Origin of the sequence: Mariniflexile sp. (assembly GCF_041583155.1) — a bacterium.
Taxonomy (GTDB): domain Bacteria; phylum Bacteroidota; class Bacteroidia; order Flavobacteriales; family Flavobacteriaceae; genus Mariniflexile.
The window spans coordinates 99,232-115,555 of sequence record NZ_JBFHGK010000006.1 but is presented as its reverse complement, the minus strand read 5'-3'; the positions used below and the strand labels follow the sequence as shown (position 1 = coordinate 115,555).

The following is a 16,324-nucleotide window of genomic DNA, read 5'->3' as shown; positions in this document are numbered from 1 at the left end:
ATTATGCTATAATTGGTAAATTTCTCCTTTTAAGAACTGAATTCATCCCAGTAATACCCTGTAAACCACCCGTATGAATTGCCAATAACTTCGAGCCTTTTGGAAAATAATCTTTTTCAATTAAATCCATAATTCCAAACATCATTTTACCAGTATAAACAGGATCTAAAGGCACATTAAAATTATTTTTAAACTCATTTATAAACGTTATCAAATCTGTATTTATTTTTGCATAACCCCCAAAATGATAGTCTGTAATTAGTTTCCAATTGTTCTTATTTGCAAATTTACTAATATCTTGTTGTAAAAAGTCACCTTTTAAAGCAGGAAATCCTAAAACTTGTTGACTAGGTTTTGAACAATTTATTAATCCAGAAATCGTACCGCCAGTTCCAACCGCACAACATATGTAATCAAAATCATCGTCCGCTTCTGTTAATATTTCCTCACAACCACTAACAGCTAAAGCATTAGTACCTCCTTCTGGAACAAGATAAAATTCCTTAAATTCAGCTTTTAAACTATCAATAAAAACTCTAGACGTTTTATTTCGGTAAGCTTCTCTGCTAACAAATTTAAATTGCATACCGCATGATTTAGCGAACTGTAATGTTTCACTATCGTTCTTGGCATCTTTTAATTCATCTCCTCTAATAACTCCTATGGTATTAAAACCTAACAATTGCCCTGCCGAAGCTACCGCAGCAATATGGTTAGAATAAGCTCCCCCAAAAGTTAACAAAGTCCTAAAACCCAACGATTCTGCTTCCTTTAAATTATACTTTAACTTCCGATATTTATTACCCGAAACAAAAGGATGAATGCGATCTTCCCGCTTAACAAACAATTCAACATCAGCAAAATGAATAAGATTAATTTGCTGATTTATGCTATTTTCAAGATTAAAGTTCATGACTGCGAAGATACCTTAAAAAACACCAAAAACGACGCTGTTTTAGATATTCTAAATCACTTTCGTTTATATAAGCCTCCCTCTCAAATGAGATATTTCTATAAGCCAAATCCCATTTTTTATATTGAAATAACCGAACTAAAAACTCAATAAAATACACTAGAAAAAAAGGCAGAATTAATAATTCCAACTGCTGCTTCAAATGAATATTTTCATGGTTTAATAACCTTGTATTAGTTTTTAGATTTTCAAACTTTAAAAACACAAATGGATAACAGGTTAAACCTAAATATCCCTTTGGTACTAAATATTGTGAAACTAAAATCATAATTTGCATGAATCAAAAATCAATCCAAAATACGTTATCTTTGTAATACATGAAAAAAATAATTCCAGTTGAAGAAGGCGACTATTATTTAACGCCTGAAGGGTATCGCTGTTTTACTGAACAATACCACTTAAAAAGAGGTTACTGTTGCGAAAGTGGTTGCAGACATTGCCCATACGGCTTTGATAAAAAGACAAATAGCATAAAAAATTATAATAATTAATCAGCTAACAAGAGGTCTCTTGGTACGATTATTGATAATTTAAAAAGAAGAATTGTTATAAACTAAAAAAATTTGTTCGCTATGAAAACATTACTAAAAACCATCCCTTTTTTAGCCTTATTAATTATAGTATCGTCCTGTAGTTCGGTTAGAGTTGCAGCCGATTACGATAAAAATGCCAAATTTAACACTTATAAAACCTTTGCTTTTTTTAAAACAGGTATAGACAAAGCTGAGATTAGTGATTTAGATAAACGTAGAATTCTTAGGTCTATTGAAGCAGAAATGATAGCTAAAGGTTTTACAAAATCAGAAACACCCGATATACTTATAAGCCTTTTCACCAAATCAAATCAGCGTGTTGATGTTTACAACAATTCTTGGGGCATGGGTGCTTGGGGCTGGGGAGGCTGGGGCCCTTGGGGCGGAGGCTTTGGTCCTGGTTGGGGCTGGGGTTGGAACCAACCAAGTATATCAACAAGCACAGAAGGCACATTATTTATTGATTTAATTGATGCGAATAAAAAAGAGTTAGTTTGGCAAGGTATGGGTACTGGTTATTTAACTCAAAAAATGGAGAAGAAAGACGAGCGTATCCAAGAATTTGTTTCTAAAATATTGGAAAAATATCCCCCACAAATAACAAAATAAACTAAACAAAAGAGCAACTTATAAAGGTTGCTCTTTTTTATTTAACAACAGTTTATAAAAGCTTAATTATAGAATTTGTAATTTTATAGCACACACATTAGCTACTTTTTTATGCTTACTTCTGTAAAATCAAATCCTATATTAAATCGCTTACCTAAGCATTTACTACAGTTTATAAAACCACAAAATTATGAAGATTACTCGGCTATAGACCAGGCCGTTTGGCGCTATGTTATGCGTAAAAATGTCGATTTCTTAAAAGAAGTTGCTCATAAGTCCTATTTAGAAGGTTTGAAAAAAACGGGCATTTCCATTGATCATATCCCAAATATGTATGGCATGAATAGGATTTTGAAAGATATTGGTTGGGCAGCCGTAGCTGTTGATGGCTTCATTCCTCCAAATGCGTTTATGGAATTTCAAGCCTATAATGTTTTAGTTATTGCCAGCGACATCCGACAACTAGAACATATAGAATACACACCAGCACCAGATATTATTCACGAAGGTGCCGGACACGCCCCAATTATTGCCAACCCCGAATATACTGAATATTTAAGACGTTTTGGCGAGATTGGTTGTAAAGCCATCTCATCGGCCAAAGATTATGAATTATATGAAGCCGTGAGACATTTATCCATAATTAAAGAAGCACCAAATACTGACGAAGCAGATATTGCTGCAGCTGAAAAAAAAGTAAATCATTTACAAAATAATATGGGAGAGCCTAGTGAAATGGCACTTATTAGAAATCTTCATTGGTGGACCGTGGAATATGGTTTAATCGGAACACCTGAAACCCCGAAAATATATGGCGCTGGCTTATTATCTTCAATAGGAGAAAGCGCTTGGTGTTTGACCGACGCTGTTAAAAAACTACCTTACACAATAGAGGCAACTTTTAAAAATTTCGACATTACAAAACTACAACCACAGTTATTTGTAACTCCTGATTTCGCACATTTAAGTCTGGTATTAGAAACTTTTGCCAACACTATGACATTGCGTAAAGGTGGACTTTCAGGCGTTAACAAACTCATTAATTCTAAAGCTTTAGGAACTATTGAATTAAGTACAGGTCTACAAATTTCAGGATTATTTTCTGAAGTGATTGAAGATAACGGCAAAGCTATATATATACAGACTACGGGAGAAACAGCTTTAGCCTATAGAGAAAAAGAACTCGTTGGGCATGGCAGAAAAACACATAAAAACGGTTTTGGCTCACCCATTGGAAAATTAAAAGGAATTAACTTAGCGATTGAAGACATGAGTCCTCGCGATTTAAGAGCCTACGATATTTATGAAGAAAAAACTGTGACTTTAGAGTTTGATGGAGGCATTATAGTTTCAGGAAACATCATCACAGGGAAACGAAATCTACAAGGAAAAATAATTTTAATCAGTTTTGATAATTGCACCGTTACACATAACGATATTATTCTGTTTAAGCCAGAACAAGGTGTTTACCATATGGCTGTTGGCAAAAACATTATTTCAGCATTTTCTGGTTCTGCAGATTTAGAAAGTTTCAATTTAATAACACATGTTCCAACTTCAAAAACAATTCACATAACAAAAACAATTGAACAATTAAAACTAGAAACGCTTTATCAACAGATTAGAGATTACCGAGAAGGAAAAAACAAAACCATTTCCAAAAGTAAAGTTTTGGAGCAATTAATTGCAGAGTTTCCGAAAGACTGGCTTTTACCCGTTGAACTATACGAATTGGCTTTTATAGCTAATGAAAGTGAACTATGTACCGTAATTTTAAATCACTTGAAAACTATTAAACAAAACAACCCTCAATTTGAAAGACTAATTGATGATGGCTTGAAAATTGTTGAAAGCAAAAAATAATGTGGTGTTATAAAAAACTAATAAAGGGCCTACTCATCTAAACCGCTTCAAGGTATTTTTGGTAAATTCACTAAGCACTAAAGCTCCTGTGATTTCGGCACGTTCAGTAAGCAGCGTTTCCCAATGTTCCGTTCCTTCCCAAAAAACCGATTTCATTTGTTTACAAGCTTCAGGATTGTAGGTGCTTATTTTTTCTGCTAAGGTTGTTATTGCGACATCTAGTTCCTGAGTAGTTTCAAACAATTCAGAATACAAACCTTTACTTTTAGCCCATTCCGCTGAAAAAAATGTTTCAGCATCCATAGTCATTTGAGACATTGCAGACAATCCTACTTTTCTAGTTACAGCTGGTTCAATAACAAACGGCCCTATACCTATACTTAATTCACTTAACCTTATGGAGGCAAATTTGGTTGCCAAACAATAATCGGTTGCAGCAGCTAAGCCAACCCCTCCACCAACAGTTTTTCCTTGAACACGCCCAATAATTAGTTTTGGACTAGTCCGCATGGCATTAATAACATTTGCAAATCCAGAGAAAAACAATTTACCTTCACTAGGTGTTTTAACCGCCATAACTTCGTTAAAACTAGCGCCAGCACAAAAGGTTCTATCACCACCACTTTTTAAAACGATAACATTAACAGCATCATCCAGCCCTGCTTCTTCAATGGCTTCTTTTAACTTCAATAAAATATCACTAGGCATGGAGTTTCTATTCGGATGGAAAAACTCAATATATCCAACGCCATTTTTTATATTTAAAGTAACATACGCCTCATTCATTTTACAGCAATTATTTTTGATTTTTCAATGGTTGAATATACATAAATTTTTACTGAATGATTAAGTAACCTTTGTTACCAATAGTATAAATTATTTTAAATTAATTTGTAAAAAATTAAAACTATGGGATTATTAAATTTTTTATTTGGAAACAAAGGAGACGCTATAAAAGATTTTCAATCGCGAGGCGCGATTATACTGGATGTTAGAACTACAGCAGAATACCAACATGGCAACATTAAAGGTTCTAAAAATATACCTTTACAAACTATTAGTTCTAAAATAAATGATATTAAGAAACTAAACAAACCTGTTATTACATGCTGCGCCAGTGGCATGCGCTCTGGAAGTGCTGCCAGTATTTTGAAAAGTAACGGAATTGAAGCTGTAAATGGCGGTGGCTGGATGAATTTGAAAAGTAAATTATAGTTTAGAGTGACTTGTTCATTATACACTTTAAAATTTGGTGTATAAAACTTTTTAAAACAAAAAAACATTAGTTCGCTTCGACACAGAAGCCCTAACTAATGTAATTTAACTAATTCTAAACAAGTTCAAAATTAGAAAAAAATCTTTTAATAAGATTACCAAAATATTACCGTTGTGTTATATTAAATTATTTTTTTTCGCTTTCTCTACAGCTTCCAATTTATTATGAACTTGCAGTTTTTTATAAATATTTTCGATGTGCTTTCTTATGGTTCCCGATGATAAAATGAGGTTTTCAGCAATGATATTATAACTTAAACCCTTGCTTAATTGCTCTAAAACTTGAATTTCGCGTTCTGAAAGCTTGATATCTTCTTCACTTTCTTTACAACTAAAATCAATTGGATTCCTCAATAATTTTAAGGTTTTCAATGCAATCGATGGATTCATTGCTGCACCGCCATTTAAGGTTTGTTTTATGCCTTCATATAAATCTTTTGCATTGATTTCTTTTAGTAAATAGCCATCGGCTCCTGCTTTTATCGCATTGAAAATATTTTCATCATTATCAAAAACTGTAAGCATGATGATTTTGATGTGAGGGTATTTTTGTTTTACAATTTCGGTAGTTTCAATACCATTTAAAACTGGCATTTCAATATCCATTAAAATAATATCGATATGATGATTATCTTCTAAATGCGACAATAAATCGGCACCGTTAACAGCCGTAAACCGCACATTTAAATCTTCAAAAAAGGATAATTTTTCTTTGACTGCATTTATTAAAAATGAGTTATCATCTGCAATACCAATTTTAATATTCATTTAATGGATTTTTTAAATTATCTAAATTTCAAACTGAATTGTTGTCCCTTCATTTATTTTACTTTCAATATACAAGATTGAACCGATCTCACTCGCTCGTTTTTTCATGTTGCTAAGGCCATTACCTAACGCAACAGAACTTGCATCAAATCCCTTTCCATTATCCTTAATAGAAACGTTCAGCCCATTTTCAGTATTTTTAAAGCACACAGTAATTGTGTTTGCTTCAGCATACTTTACCGCATTATTAATGGATTCCTGAATAATCCTATAAATATTCATACCTTTTAAAGATGAGAATTTTAATTCTTCATCTATAGATGAATCCGTTATAAAACTAAAATTAGTTCCATTGGAAAACAGCTGTCCTTTATCAATAAAATTTGAAATTCTAGCCTGCAAATCTTCTAAAGAAATATCGTTTTTGTTCATCGCCCAGATAGTATCTCGCAACTCATAAATAGTTTCCTTAGTAAAATTTGTAATACTAGTTAACCTATTAGTCAACTTCTCGTTGGTAATTTTATAACCATATTGTAAGTTATCTATAGAAGAAATTATGAAGGTTAGCTGAGCGCCAATAGTATCATGCAAATCGCGCGAAATAGCAAGACGTTGTTCTTGTAGTTTATTCTGACTTTCAATTTCTGCTAAAGCTTCCTTAAGTTCACCCTCTTTTTGAAGTTGTTTGGTTTTCAACTTTTGTTGATTAAACAACACATAGCCCAATAATGAAATTACTAAAGCCAAAACCACCAAACCAATTATTTGAGTGTTTTTCTGGTTTATATGAAGTTCTTTTTCGGCTAGGTTAGCACGATGAGAAAGAATTTCTTTTTCTTTTTTCTCTGTTTCGTATTTGGTTTCCAGTTCGTAAATGGTCTTTATTTTCTCGGCTTCACTCAAACTATCTTTTTCAATACTATAAAGGTTTTGGGTAATGTAAGCATTTTTCAAATCGTTGGTTAACCAATAAACTCTGGATAAATTTCGCAATGCCTTAACTTTCATTTCTTTAAAACCATTTTTATTTATGATAGCCAACGCTTCTAAAAGTTCTTTTTTGGCAGGGACGAACTCATTTGTTAAGGTATAATTATTAGCTAATGAAATTTTAGTGTTCGATAATTCATATAAATTTTGGTCATTTTCAAAAAAAGAAATTGCAGCCAAGTAGTCTGTCCGGGCAGAAGCATACTGTTTTAGGCTATCCTTCGCGATACCTATATTTTCCAGCATGTAGGGTACATATCTGCTATAGCCTAATTTAGAATAAAGCTCTTTAGCTTTTTCAGAATATTGAATAGATTGTTTATACTCTTGAAGATTAATTAAAACCGAACCAATATTACCGGTTACTATAGTCTCTCCTATTTCAAAATTATTTTTTTTATAAATTTTGAGTGCTCTGTGATAATAATCTAATACTTTGTTATATTCTTTTTGCTTTTTATAAACAATCCCAATATTTATGAGAACGGTAGGAACTTTTTCAAAATCTTTGGCGTGTTCTTCGTATATTTTTAAAGCTTTGAAGTAATTTTTTAAAGCTAAATCGTAATTCCCTTTGATATCTTCAATGATACCTAAATTGTTATAGGAATCGGCAACACCTACAGAATCGTTAATTTTAAGCTTAATTTTTAAACTCCTCTGATGATAAATTTCTGCACTATCAATATTACTATTAGCTTCAAACGCTGATGCAACACTGTTATATGCTGCTGCAATGAACCTATTCTCATTAATAATTTTAGCTGTTTTCAGGGCTTTTTTTGCATAAATAAGTGCGGAGTCGGCATTTGAATTTTTAAACTCCCATGATATTTCATTAAGTGTATTTATAAGCTGATGGTTATTTTGCTTTTTAGAAACTTGTATTAAGCTATCCAACCGCTTAATTGTTTGAGCATAACTGCAAATAAAAGATAGTAAGATTATTACAATGAATAGTTTCTTCATATTATTTAAGAATATCAACAAAAAGAATTTAAGAATTTCTACCAACTTACTTATCAAATATAAGCTTTTGAACTAAAATAATATCCCTTGCTATTTTAAAAACTCGATTGAAGATTGTAATATGCAACTCTTCTACTAATAGAATTCTTTCGTTATTTATTTGGAGTTTTAACTGCTCTTGGGCAATCTTTTCACGCAGTTGCGCATACGATTTATTTGCAATTTTATTTAAGAATATATTTTGAAAAATGGTTTTAATAATGACAAAAACTAAAACCACAATCAACACAACTATACCTGAAGTAATGACGTTATTAAACATAATGACGAAGATTACATAATGATTAAAACCAATAAATAGGCGGGCAAAATAAGCTTATAAAAAAAACACCAACCGTAAATCCCTTTTAATGATTTTACTGGATGGTGTTCTTTAACTGAACTGATTAATAGCATTTAAATTTAGCTTTTTTACTTCAAAAACAACTTCTTTTTCGATAAACTGTTATTAAAAAAGATTAAGCGCAATAATCGTATTTATTACGCCTAATCAAACAAATCTCAACAACAAGATTCTACTTTTACAAGCTATAAGCGTGAATAGTTTTATCGTTAGCTTTGTAATATAACACCCCAGCAATTTCGTCCACCTGATATTCCGGTTTTTTATCTTTAAGAACTATTTCTTTATCTACTTTACCAGTATCTTTATTAACTTTAACCAAGCCAACACCAGCATCAAGTTTTGTTAAAATAAATTGTGCATTCTCAGTTGCTGCAGTTGCTTTAAAACGCTTAGACATCATTTGGAAGGAAGCATCTCCAATGGAAGCGAACATATCGGCCGCGCGCTTGTTTTCTTTTCCGTAATCGTTATAATTATCCAAATCGTTAGAATCGCCATAACTATTGGTTCTATTCATTCCTGCTTTGGCAGCATGTGCCATAGCCAAACCTGTTGATGCCACTGCTATGGCGCCCGATAGTACTTTTACAAATCCACTTTGTGATGGCGATTTATAATAAGCATGATATATTTCCTTACCATCAGTTCCAAGCAATGCTACATTTTGTGAAGAACTTAAAAAGATATTATTGTTACGCATTTCCATGGTATTAGCTACTTCCTTTTCATCAAATTTAACATTGCCCAACTCTTTAACGTCACCCGATTTAGCATCAATAGCATAAAGAGTTCCATCGGCTGCTATTAGATATCTATTTTTAGAATTATCAAATGCTGAAGCAACGGCTGCTGAATTTTTATATTTCAATGGTTTATTCCAAACTTGCTCACCAGATTTTAAATCCACTATATTAGCATCTTCACTAGTAATATAAATTAAACCTTGAGGCGACTCGGCCATAACCATAATATTTGCTCCTGTTTTTAATGGTTTTTTAAATAGTGTTTTTCCATCAAATGAAATCTTGTTGATACCACCTTGCTGAATTCCAAACAATATACCATCATCCTGCACATAAAAATGTTGTACAAAACCTTTTGTTTTTGGTGCTTTTTCCCATAAATCTTCACCCGTTGATGCACTTAAAAATGCTATTTCAGATTCTTCTGCGGCTACTTTATCACTAACCACGGCTATTCCTTGTGGCAAAATTTGAAAATTAGAGACGTTTCCTTGTACTTTCCTATCGTCTTTCCAAAGTTCCGCCCCATTGCTTCCTATTTTATGAATACGTGTGTTTTTACCATTAACGGTGGTTTCAAATCCATAAATTTCTTTTTCAGTTTCATCAGCAACCATCCAGTTAATGCCTTTAATTTTACATTCCCATAAATCATCTCCTTTGTGAGATTTAGCAATTAAGCCTTGAGCTGTGGGAATGATTAACATACTCCTTAATAATAAAGGCACACCTGTTACACTGAAATCTTTAGCAATACCGACTCTACCTGGTTTATCTAAAAAGAAACTGTAATCTAACTTTTGTGTACTTAAATCGTAAACAGCAACTTTAGGTGTCATTTTTTCAAATTTATCACCTTCTTTTTGTATCCCACTAACAATCAATTTATTTTGAGGCAAAACTACATTACATGTATAAATTTGATTCCAATTATCAGTTTCAGAATTAAAAATTACCTTGCCAGTAATATAGTTTATAACTGCTCTTTTTGTTTTTGCAAATCCAGAAAACTTGGAATCTGTACCTTGAGAAATCACAATATATGGTGATGCTGGAATAAATTCAGTTTCTTCCGGTTTTAATTTACCAAAATTATTAAACGTGAATACTGGTGTGCTTTGTTTTGGGTCTATACCCACCAACCCTTCATTTGTAGCGGCAACTAAAATACCACCTACGGTTAATGTCATTTCATTAATGTTAGCACCTAAGTCGTAGGTTTGCTCTGGTGCTTCTGCTTTTTGAGCTAAAGTTACATTTACAGTTAGAATCCCAACTAACAGAAATACAAATTGGTTTAATCTTCTCATTGTTGATTTTGTTTATGGTTATTAATAACCCAAAATTGCAACTTTATAGAAATGATGTCAATACGATGAATTGCGTATCTTTATGATAAGTAGAAAAAAAAAGGTTGTCTTTAAGACAACCTTTTTAAGAACGTATTAGAATCACTTCTTGTAAAAATTAAAGCCCTCAATAATTTTTATTCTAATACTAATGCAATAAATACCTCACTGATTTACAAAAGCAAACCAATAACTTTAATTATAATAGCAATGTAAACATATTAATAAATTTTCAAGTAAATAGTTACAGAACATAACACAATCATTTTTTTGCATATATCAATAACTATTTAAGCAAAATAGTAAGTATAAAAAAGTGTTATTATTAATTTCACAACACCAATTCTGCGATTTCAACAATATTATTAAAAAGCATTACACACAATTTCTGATTTTTAAATTAGAAAGGGCTGCCTTTACTTAAGACAGCCCTCTAAATAATGTAAATTAACAAAATACTATTTATATTAAAATCTATGTTTACAAACTCTGAACCTCTATTATTTTTCCATTTTTAGTTATACTTGTAGCTCCCCCTATTTTACCATTTCTATCAATGTAACTAAAGTCTGTTTCGCTAATCGTGCCTTGTTTTGTGACAACACTTATACCAACTACAGTTAATGTATAGGAGGTAGCAGCATTATCATAAGTTGCATCAAATGTTTGAGATGCTGTTATGGTTGTTGATCCTATTCCGGTTATTGTAACTGATGTTCCACTAACTGTAGCTACTAATGGATTGCTACTAGTAAATGTTACTAGATTAGAATTACTACTTGTAGGAGGTATTATAGTATAACTCCCATCAAAATACGTTTTTGAAACAGGATCTAAACTGCTTAATACAGCAGGAGCAACATCATCTATAGTAATTGTTACTGTTTGGTTTAAAATATTACTAGAAGCATCTGTTGCTATTACATCAACAACATAGGAATTAGTATTTAAACCATTTGATGGGCTCTCAAAATCGGGAGCTGTTTTAAAGGCTAAATCTCCTGATGAATTTATTGAAAATAGAGCTTCATCATAAGTAGTTCCTAAGCTCCATGAAACTGTTTTGTTAGCTGTAAACGTGTGTACTTCGTTTATATTTTCATTAATTGAAATAGAACTAGTAGCTCCGGTAAACAATGAAGGCCCAGTAATAACTAAAGGCGTTAAATCGTATAATTTAAAAGTATTACTACCTTGAAAAACACTAACCACCTGACCCAAAGCACTATAAATTGAATTTATAGTTGGTTTAACCGTTAAGATTTCATTACCATTTGCTAACTCGGTTAACTCAATACCTAAGGTAAAACTAATATTATCTAACGTGGTTACACTAATTGGCGTTGTTGAAGCAAGATTTGCTGCACCACCAGAAATTGACAAAGAAAAATCTGTTGCCTCTAAACTTCCAACACCAGAGATTGAGTTATATACACTTTCACTAAACGTCACAACTATTTCACTATTATCAGAAGAAAGCGTTGTACTAACAATGGTAGGGCTTGGTTTCAAATTATAATTTACGGTATCCAAATTAGTATTTGGATCATTCCAAATAGTCCCAATACCTTGTAAAATACCATTGGCAGTACCATCATTCCAATTCCCATTGGCACTGTAACAATTTGTTGCGCTACCTCCCGAAGAATTTCTACCGTAAATACCACCTCCTGAAGGGTCAATCGTTCCAAGACTATAACAATTAGATGCATTACAATTCGTTGAGAACCCTCCAAAAATCCCACCAGAATTACCTACAATTGTAGAAGTTGCATAGCTATTTATGGCCGTAGCATTTAGGGCGTTGCCTCCAAAAATCCCTCCGCCTCTATTCCCTAAAGAAGGAGCTAAGGAATAACAGCTAATTGCAGTACCAGATGATCTTTCTCCAAAAATACCACCTGCATAACCTCCAATATGATTGCCAAAAAAAGAAGAACTTTTAACCGTCACACTGGTTCTTTCCCCAACTATCCCACCAGAACCTTGACGAATTGGACCATTTGAACTACAGTTTTCAAAAACACCATTTGTGGCATTTATTGAAAAAGCACTCTGCCCAATCCAACCTTGTCCAGAAGCTAAGTCACTATTTATAGCATTAACAGTTAAATTAAAAATATTGATGTTTGAAAAACCGTTTACAATAGTTATTTCTTGAATATAATCATTAGGATCATTAGGGTCTTGAACCCAAGATGATTGATATGAACCATTATTTATTAACCCTTTATAGAATCCTATTCCTGAGATCGTAACCGTATGATTATTACCATTAAAATTTATATAACTTCCGTTTAAAATAAAGTAATTCTGAGTGTTAGATAAAACAACATCCTCGCCAAGAGTTACAACTACTGGTGATGCTAAGGTGCCTCCATTTATTGTTACTGGCCAAGTATATGAGTTTAAATCGCTTTGAGTTAACACCACAGAACTATTAATAATAGTACCTGCATTAACACTGTTCGCGAATGCCAGTAACGAAAAAAGACATATCAATCTTGTGATTTTTATATACATGTTTTTCAAATTTTAATAATAAAAATCAAACTGAATTCTATCATTTACTCCTAAATCATTCCCTCCATTATTTGCAGGCACATAGGTTAAAGTTGCACCACTTACACTATAAGCTGTGTTACTTATTCTTATACCATTTACATACATTTTAACCTTACTATTTGATGAAGGCGTTTGAGACAAGGTGAAAATAGATTGAGTTCCTGTTAGCAAAAACTCATCAGCTACTTCTCTAACAGGAGCACTTCCTGCAGAAACCGAACCGTCGGCCATTAAAAATTGACTAGAAGTTCCGCCAGACCTAACAAAAGACGCAGCAGTAATAGCTCCACTGGTTTTAACATCTGTAATACTTGAATTACCTAGTTGAATGGTATTGTTTGCGTTTACAACAGCCTGATATCCAATTGCAATTCCATTACTTATTCCACTAGTTAAGGTATTCGACTTTGTGCCTATTAATGTGTTATAATCCCCAGTTGTAAGGTTTATCCCAGATTCACTTCCTATAGCTATATTCCCATTACCCCAATCATTATTTACATCTTTTAGGTTAAATAATGTTCTGTAACCCATTCCAATATTATCTACCCCTCTTAAATCATTATAGAGAGATTCATTACCTATCCCAATTACTCTTGCACCATATTGGTGAGTTTTTAAAGCATCAATACCCATAGCGATACTTGATAGATTTTCTCCATTAGGCGAAAACCCAATATTCATTATTGCTGTATTAGCATAACTATTTGCTATTGCAAATATTTTTCGACTAAAAGTTTTAGCTCCTGTAATGGTTTGAACGGAAGTTAAATCTACATATTTACTATTGTTTGTAACTGTTGCTGTTGAAATTTCGGATTTAACAAAGGCAGTAGTTGCTATTTGAGTAGTATTAGTTCCTACTGCTGCAGTTGGCGCCAATGGTATTCCTGTAAATGATGGAGAAGCCAAAGGTGCAAATACAGATGAGTCAACCGATCCATCTGCCTTTAAAAATTGAGATGATGTCCCTCCTGATTTCACAAAAGAAGTAGCAGTTATTTCGGCACCAGATGTGATGGCTCCGCTTGTATTTACCAAAGTTACATTTCCGTTACCTAATTGAATGGTGTTACTACCAGACGCTACAGCTTGAAAACCAATTGCTGTTGAATTATTTTGGTCATCTATTAAAACATTAGCTTCTGTTCCTATAATGGTATTATTAGAACCCGTTGTTAAAGTACTAGCTGAACCTTTCCCTACACCAACGTTATTATTTCCTGATGTGTTTATTAAAGATTGATTACCTATAGATGTATTTGAAGACCCTGTTAATAGACCCAACAAAGATTCTGCTCCTACAGAGGTATTCCCATCACCCGTTGTTAAACTTGGCATATTGAAATAACCTACACTGGTGTTATTATCGAAGCTTGTTCCGGCATAATCCTTAAGAGCGGCATAACCTATGGCCGTATTTCTCGTTCCTGTTCCGGTGCCTAAAGCGGAAGCTCCAATGGCTGTATTTTGATCATTATCGCCAAGTCCTCTTCCTATTTTAATACCATTTACAATTACATCATTACTAAAAGTTTTAGCTCCTGCAATGGTTTGATTTGTAGTTAAATCCACAAAACCCATAGTTGCTAAGGCTGTTGTTAAATACTCATTTGAATCTACACTTCCATCTGCCTTCAAAAATTGAGAATCTGTTCCTCCAGATTTCACAAATGAGTTTGCTAATAAATTGGATGTAAAACGACCATCACCTTGAACATCTAGTTGATACGAAGGTGTGTAATTTGCTCCAATAGCCACTCTACCATCCGAATCAATTATAAATCTATTACAACATCCTCCTTGATGGATAACTAAATCATCACCAATTAAACCAAATCCCCAATCTCTAGTTGCATTTCTTAAAGTTAGGGAAGAAGCGTCTAGAAAAGAAGAAAATGTACCTGATGTTCCCTTGAATGCTCCTATTAGAGTCCCTCCTGTTAATGACAAAAAATTAGCACTTTGCGTTGTAACAAATTCCGTAGTTGCTATTTGGTTTGTATTGGTTCCCACTATAGCTGTTGGTGCCGTTGGTATTCCAGTAAAATTAGGGGAAAGCAATGCTGCTTTTAAATCTAAAGCATTATTAACAGCTAATTCATTTGAATCTACATCTGCTTGAACTGCAGCAATCGCATTATTTGTGGCAGCTTCATTAGAATCTACATCCAATTGTACTGCGGCTATCGCTAATCCCAGATTGGTGTCGGCTAATTCACTTGCTGTCTGGTTAGCATCCACGTTCATTTGTACCGCTGCAATGGCATTATTTGTGGCAGTTTCGTTAGAATCTACATCCAATTGTACTACGGCTATCGCTAATCCCAGATTGGTGTCGGCTAATTCACTTGCTGTCTGGTTAGCATCCACGTTCATTTGTACCGCTGAAATGGCATTATTTGTTGCAGTTTCATTAGAATCTACATCCAATTGTACTGCGGCTATCGCTAATCCTAGATTGGTGTCGGCTAATTCACTTGCTGTCTGGTTAGCATCCACGTTCATTTGTACCGCTGCAATGGCATTATTTGTGGCAGTTTCGTTAGCATCAACATCCGACTGCACTGTTTCAATATTCGCTTGTAAAGTCGTGTTTGCATTTGTTAGGTTACTAATTTCCGTAGTAAACTTACCTGTTATGGCAGCCTCTGCGTTAGTAGCTCTAATTATTTCTGCATCTATGGCGCTAGAACTTATAGCTATGGCTGCTTCTACATTTGCTATATTTTGATCTATTAACGTCTGTAATGCCGTCTCTGCTGAAATTGCTCTGTCTCTTTCCGCCTTGATTTCTAAAGTATTGGTTAAAATTGCCTCTGTATCTTCTAAAAGACCGGGTTGTGGCATAAAGGTTAACTCCTGTTCACTAAGTAATGTATAGGCATTGCCTTTTCCTGAAAAATCAATTTCTACTTTTAATTTTTTTGAAAAACCATTCCAAATAACATCATTAAAGCTATTGAAACTAGTTTTAGTTCCATGTCCTATTAAAAGGTTTATCATTCCGTATACATCAGTAGTTGTTTGATGGTATTCTTGATACTCCTGACTGTTAAACTCATTGATAATTGTGAATTGAACAAATACCTTGCTATTTGCTAAGATATTGGATTGGGCATTAGCCCCTGGCAGTTGTTTTGTATTCGGATTTAAAATTACAGCCTGATAGCTAATACCAGGTGTTTGTGAAAATCCAGAAAAACCGGCGAACATTAATAAGAGAATAAGTAGTACTTTTTTCATAAAATTTGGGTTAGGTTTTTATAAATTGATAT

The 16,324-nt window shown here is 33.2% G+C and carries 12 protein-coding genes; 4 read left to right on the top strand and 8 right to left on the bottom strand.

The genetic code is table 11. The annotated features are described in order from the left end of the window. Position 1: 1 nt before the first annotated feature. Positions 2-913 (bottom strand): 1-aminocyclopropane-1-carboxylate deaminase/D-cysteine desulfhydrase, encoded by a 912-nt coding sequence (locus ABYI63_RS03740; protein WP_372753579.1) that lies wholly within the window; start codon positions 911-913, stop codon positions 2-4. 377 nt (positions 914-1,290) lie between these two features. Between ABYI63_RS03740 and ABYI63_RS03735 the strand changes: the two genes are divergently transcribed. From ABYI63_RS03735 to ABYI63_RS03725, 3 genes are all read left to right on the top strand, one after another. Continuing rightward, complete coding sequence (locus ABYI63_RS03735) at positions 1,291-1,464, top strand: DUF5522 domain-containing protein (protein WP_372753577.1); 174 nt, start codon at positions 1,291-1,293, stop codon at positions 1,462-1,464. Positions 1,465-1,545: 81 nt separating this feature from the next. Further along, positions 1,546-2,115, top strand: coding sequence for a DUF4136 domain-containing protein (locus ABYI63_RS03730; RefSeq protein WP_372753575.1), 570 nt, complete (start codon positions 1,546-1,548; stop codon positions 2,113-2,115). A gap of 111 nt (positions 2,116-2,226) precedes the next feature. Beyond that, the gene (locus tag ABYI63_RS03725) at positions 2,227-3,978 is read left to right on the top strand and encodes an aromatic amino acid hydroxylase (RefSeq protein ID WP_372753573.1); all 1,752 of its coding nucleotides are present in this window, start codon (positions 2,227-2,229) and stop codon (positions 3,976-3,978) included. Between the two features lie 33 nt (positions 3,979-4,011). On the opposite strand, the gene ABYI63_RS03720 is transcribed toward ABYI63_RS03725, so the two are convergent. Further along, complete coding sequence (locus ABYI63_RS03720; protein WP_372753571.1) at positions 4,012-4,764, bottom strand: enoyl-CoA hydratase/isomerase family protein; 753 nt, start codon at positions 4,762-4,764, stop codon at positions 4,012-4,014. 123 nt (positions 4,765-4,887) lie between these two features. On the opposite strand from ABYI63_RS03720, the gene ABYI63_RS03715 reads away from it, so the two are divergent. Further along, positions 4,888-5,193, top strand: coding sequence for a rhodanese-like domain-containing protein (locus tag ABYI63_RS03715; RefSeq protein WP_372753569.1), 306 nt, complete (start codon positions 4,888-4,890; stop codon positions 5,191-5,193). 177 nt (positions 5,194-5,370) lie between these two features. Here ABYI63_RS03715 and ABYI63_RS03710 read toward each other — a convergent pair whose 3' ends face one another. From ABYI63_RS03710 to ABYI63_RS03685, 6 genes are all read right to left on the bottom strand, one after another. Continuing rightward, entirely contained in the window at positions 5,371-6,021 is a 651-nt protein-coding gene (locus ABYI63_RS03710) for a response regulator (protein ID WP_372753567.1), read from the bottom strand. Positions 6,022-6,042: 21 nt separating this feature from the next. Continuing rightward, on the bottom strand, positions 6,043-7,983 hold the full coding sequence (locus ABYI63_RS03705) for a tetratricopeptide repeat protein (RefSeq protein ID WP_372753565.1): 1,941 nt from the start codon (positions 7,981-7,983) through the stop codon (positions 6,043-6,045). 46 nt (positions 7,984-8,029) lie between these two features. Continuing rightward, on the bottom strand, positions 8,030-8,305 hold the full coding sequence (locus ABYI63_RS03700; protein WP_372753563.1) for a hypothetical protein: 276 nt from the start codon (positions 8,303-8,305) through the stop codon (positions 8,030-8,032). Positions 8,306-8,564: 259 nt separating this feature from the next. Continuing rightward, a complete protein-coding gene (locus tag ABYI63_RS03695) occupies positions 8,565-10,442 on the bottom strand; it encodes a PQQ-binding-like beta-propeller repeat protein (protein ID WP_372753561.1) in 1,878 nt (625 codons plus the stop codon). A gap of 519 nt (positions 10,443-10,961) precedes the next feature. After that, a complete protein-coding gene (locus ABYI63_RS03690) occupies positions 10,962-13,004 on the bottom strand; it encodes a hypothetical protein (RefSeq protein ID WP_372753559.1) in 2,043 nt (680 codons plus the stop codon). A 12-nt stretch (positions 13,005-13,016) separates the two neighbouring features. Next, a complete protein-coding gene (locus ABYI63_RS03685; RefSeq protein ID WP_372753557.1) occupies positions 13,017-16,292 on the bottom strand; it encodes a beta strand repeat-containing protein in 3,276 nt (1,091 codons plus the stop codon). Between the last annotated feature and the right edge of the window lie 32 nt (positions 16,293-16,324).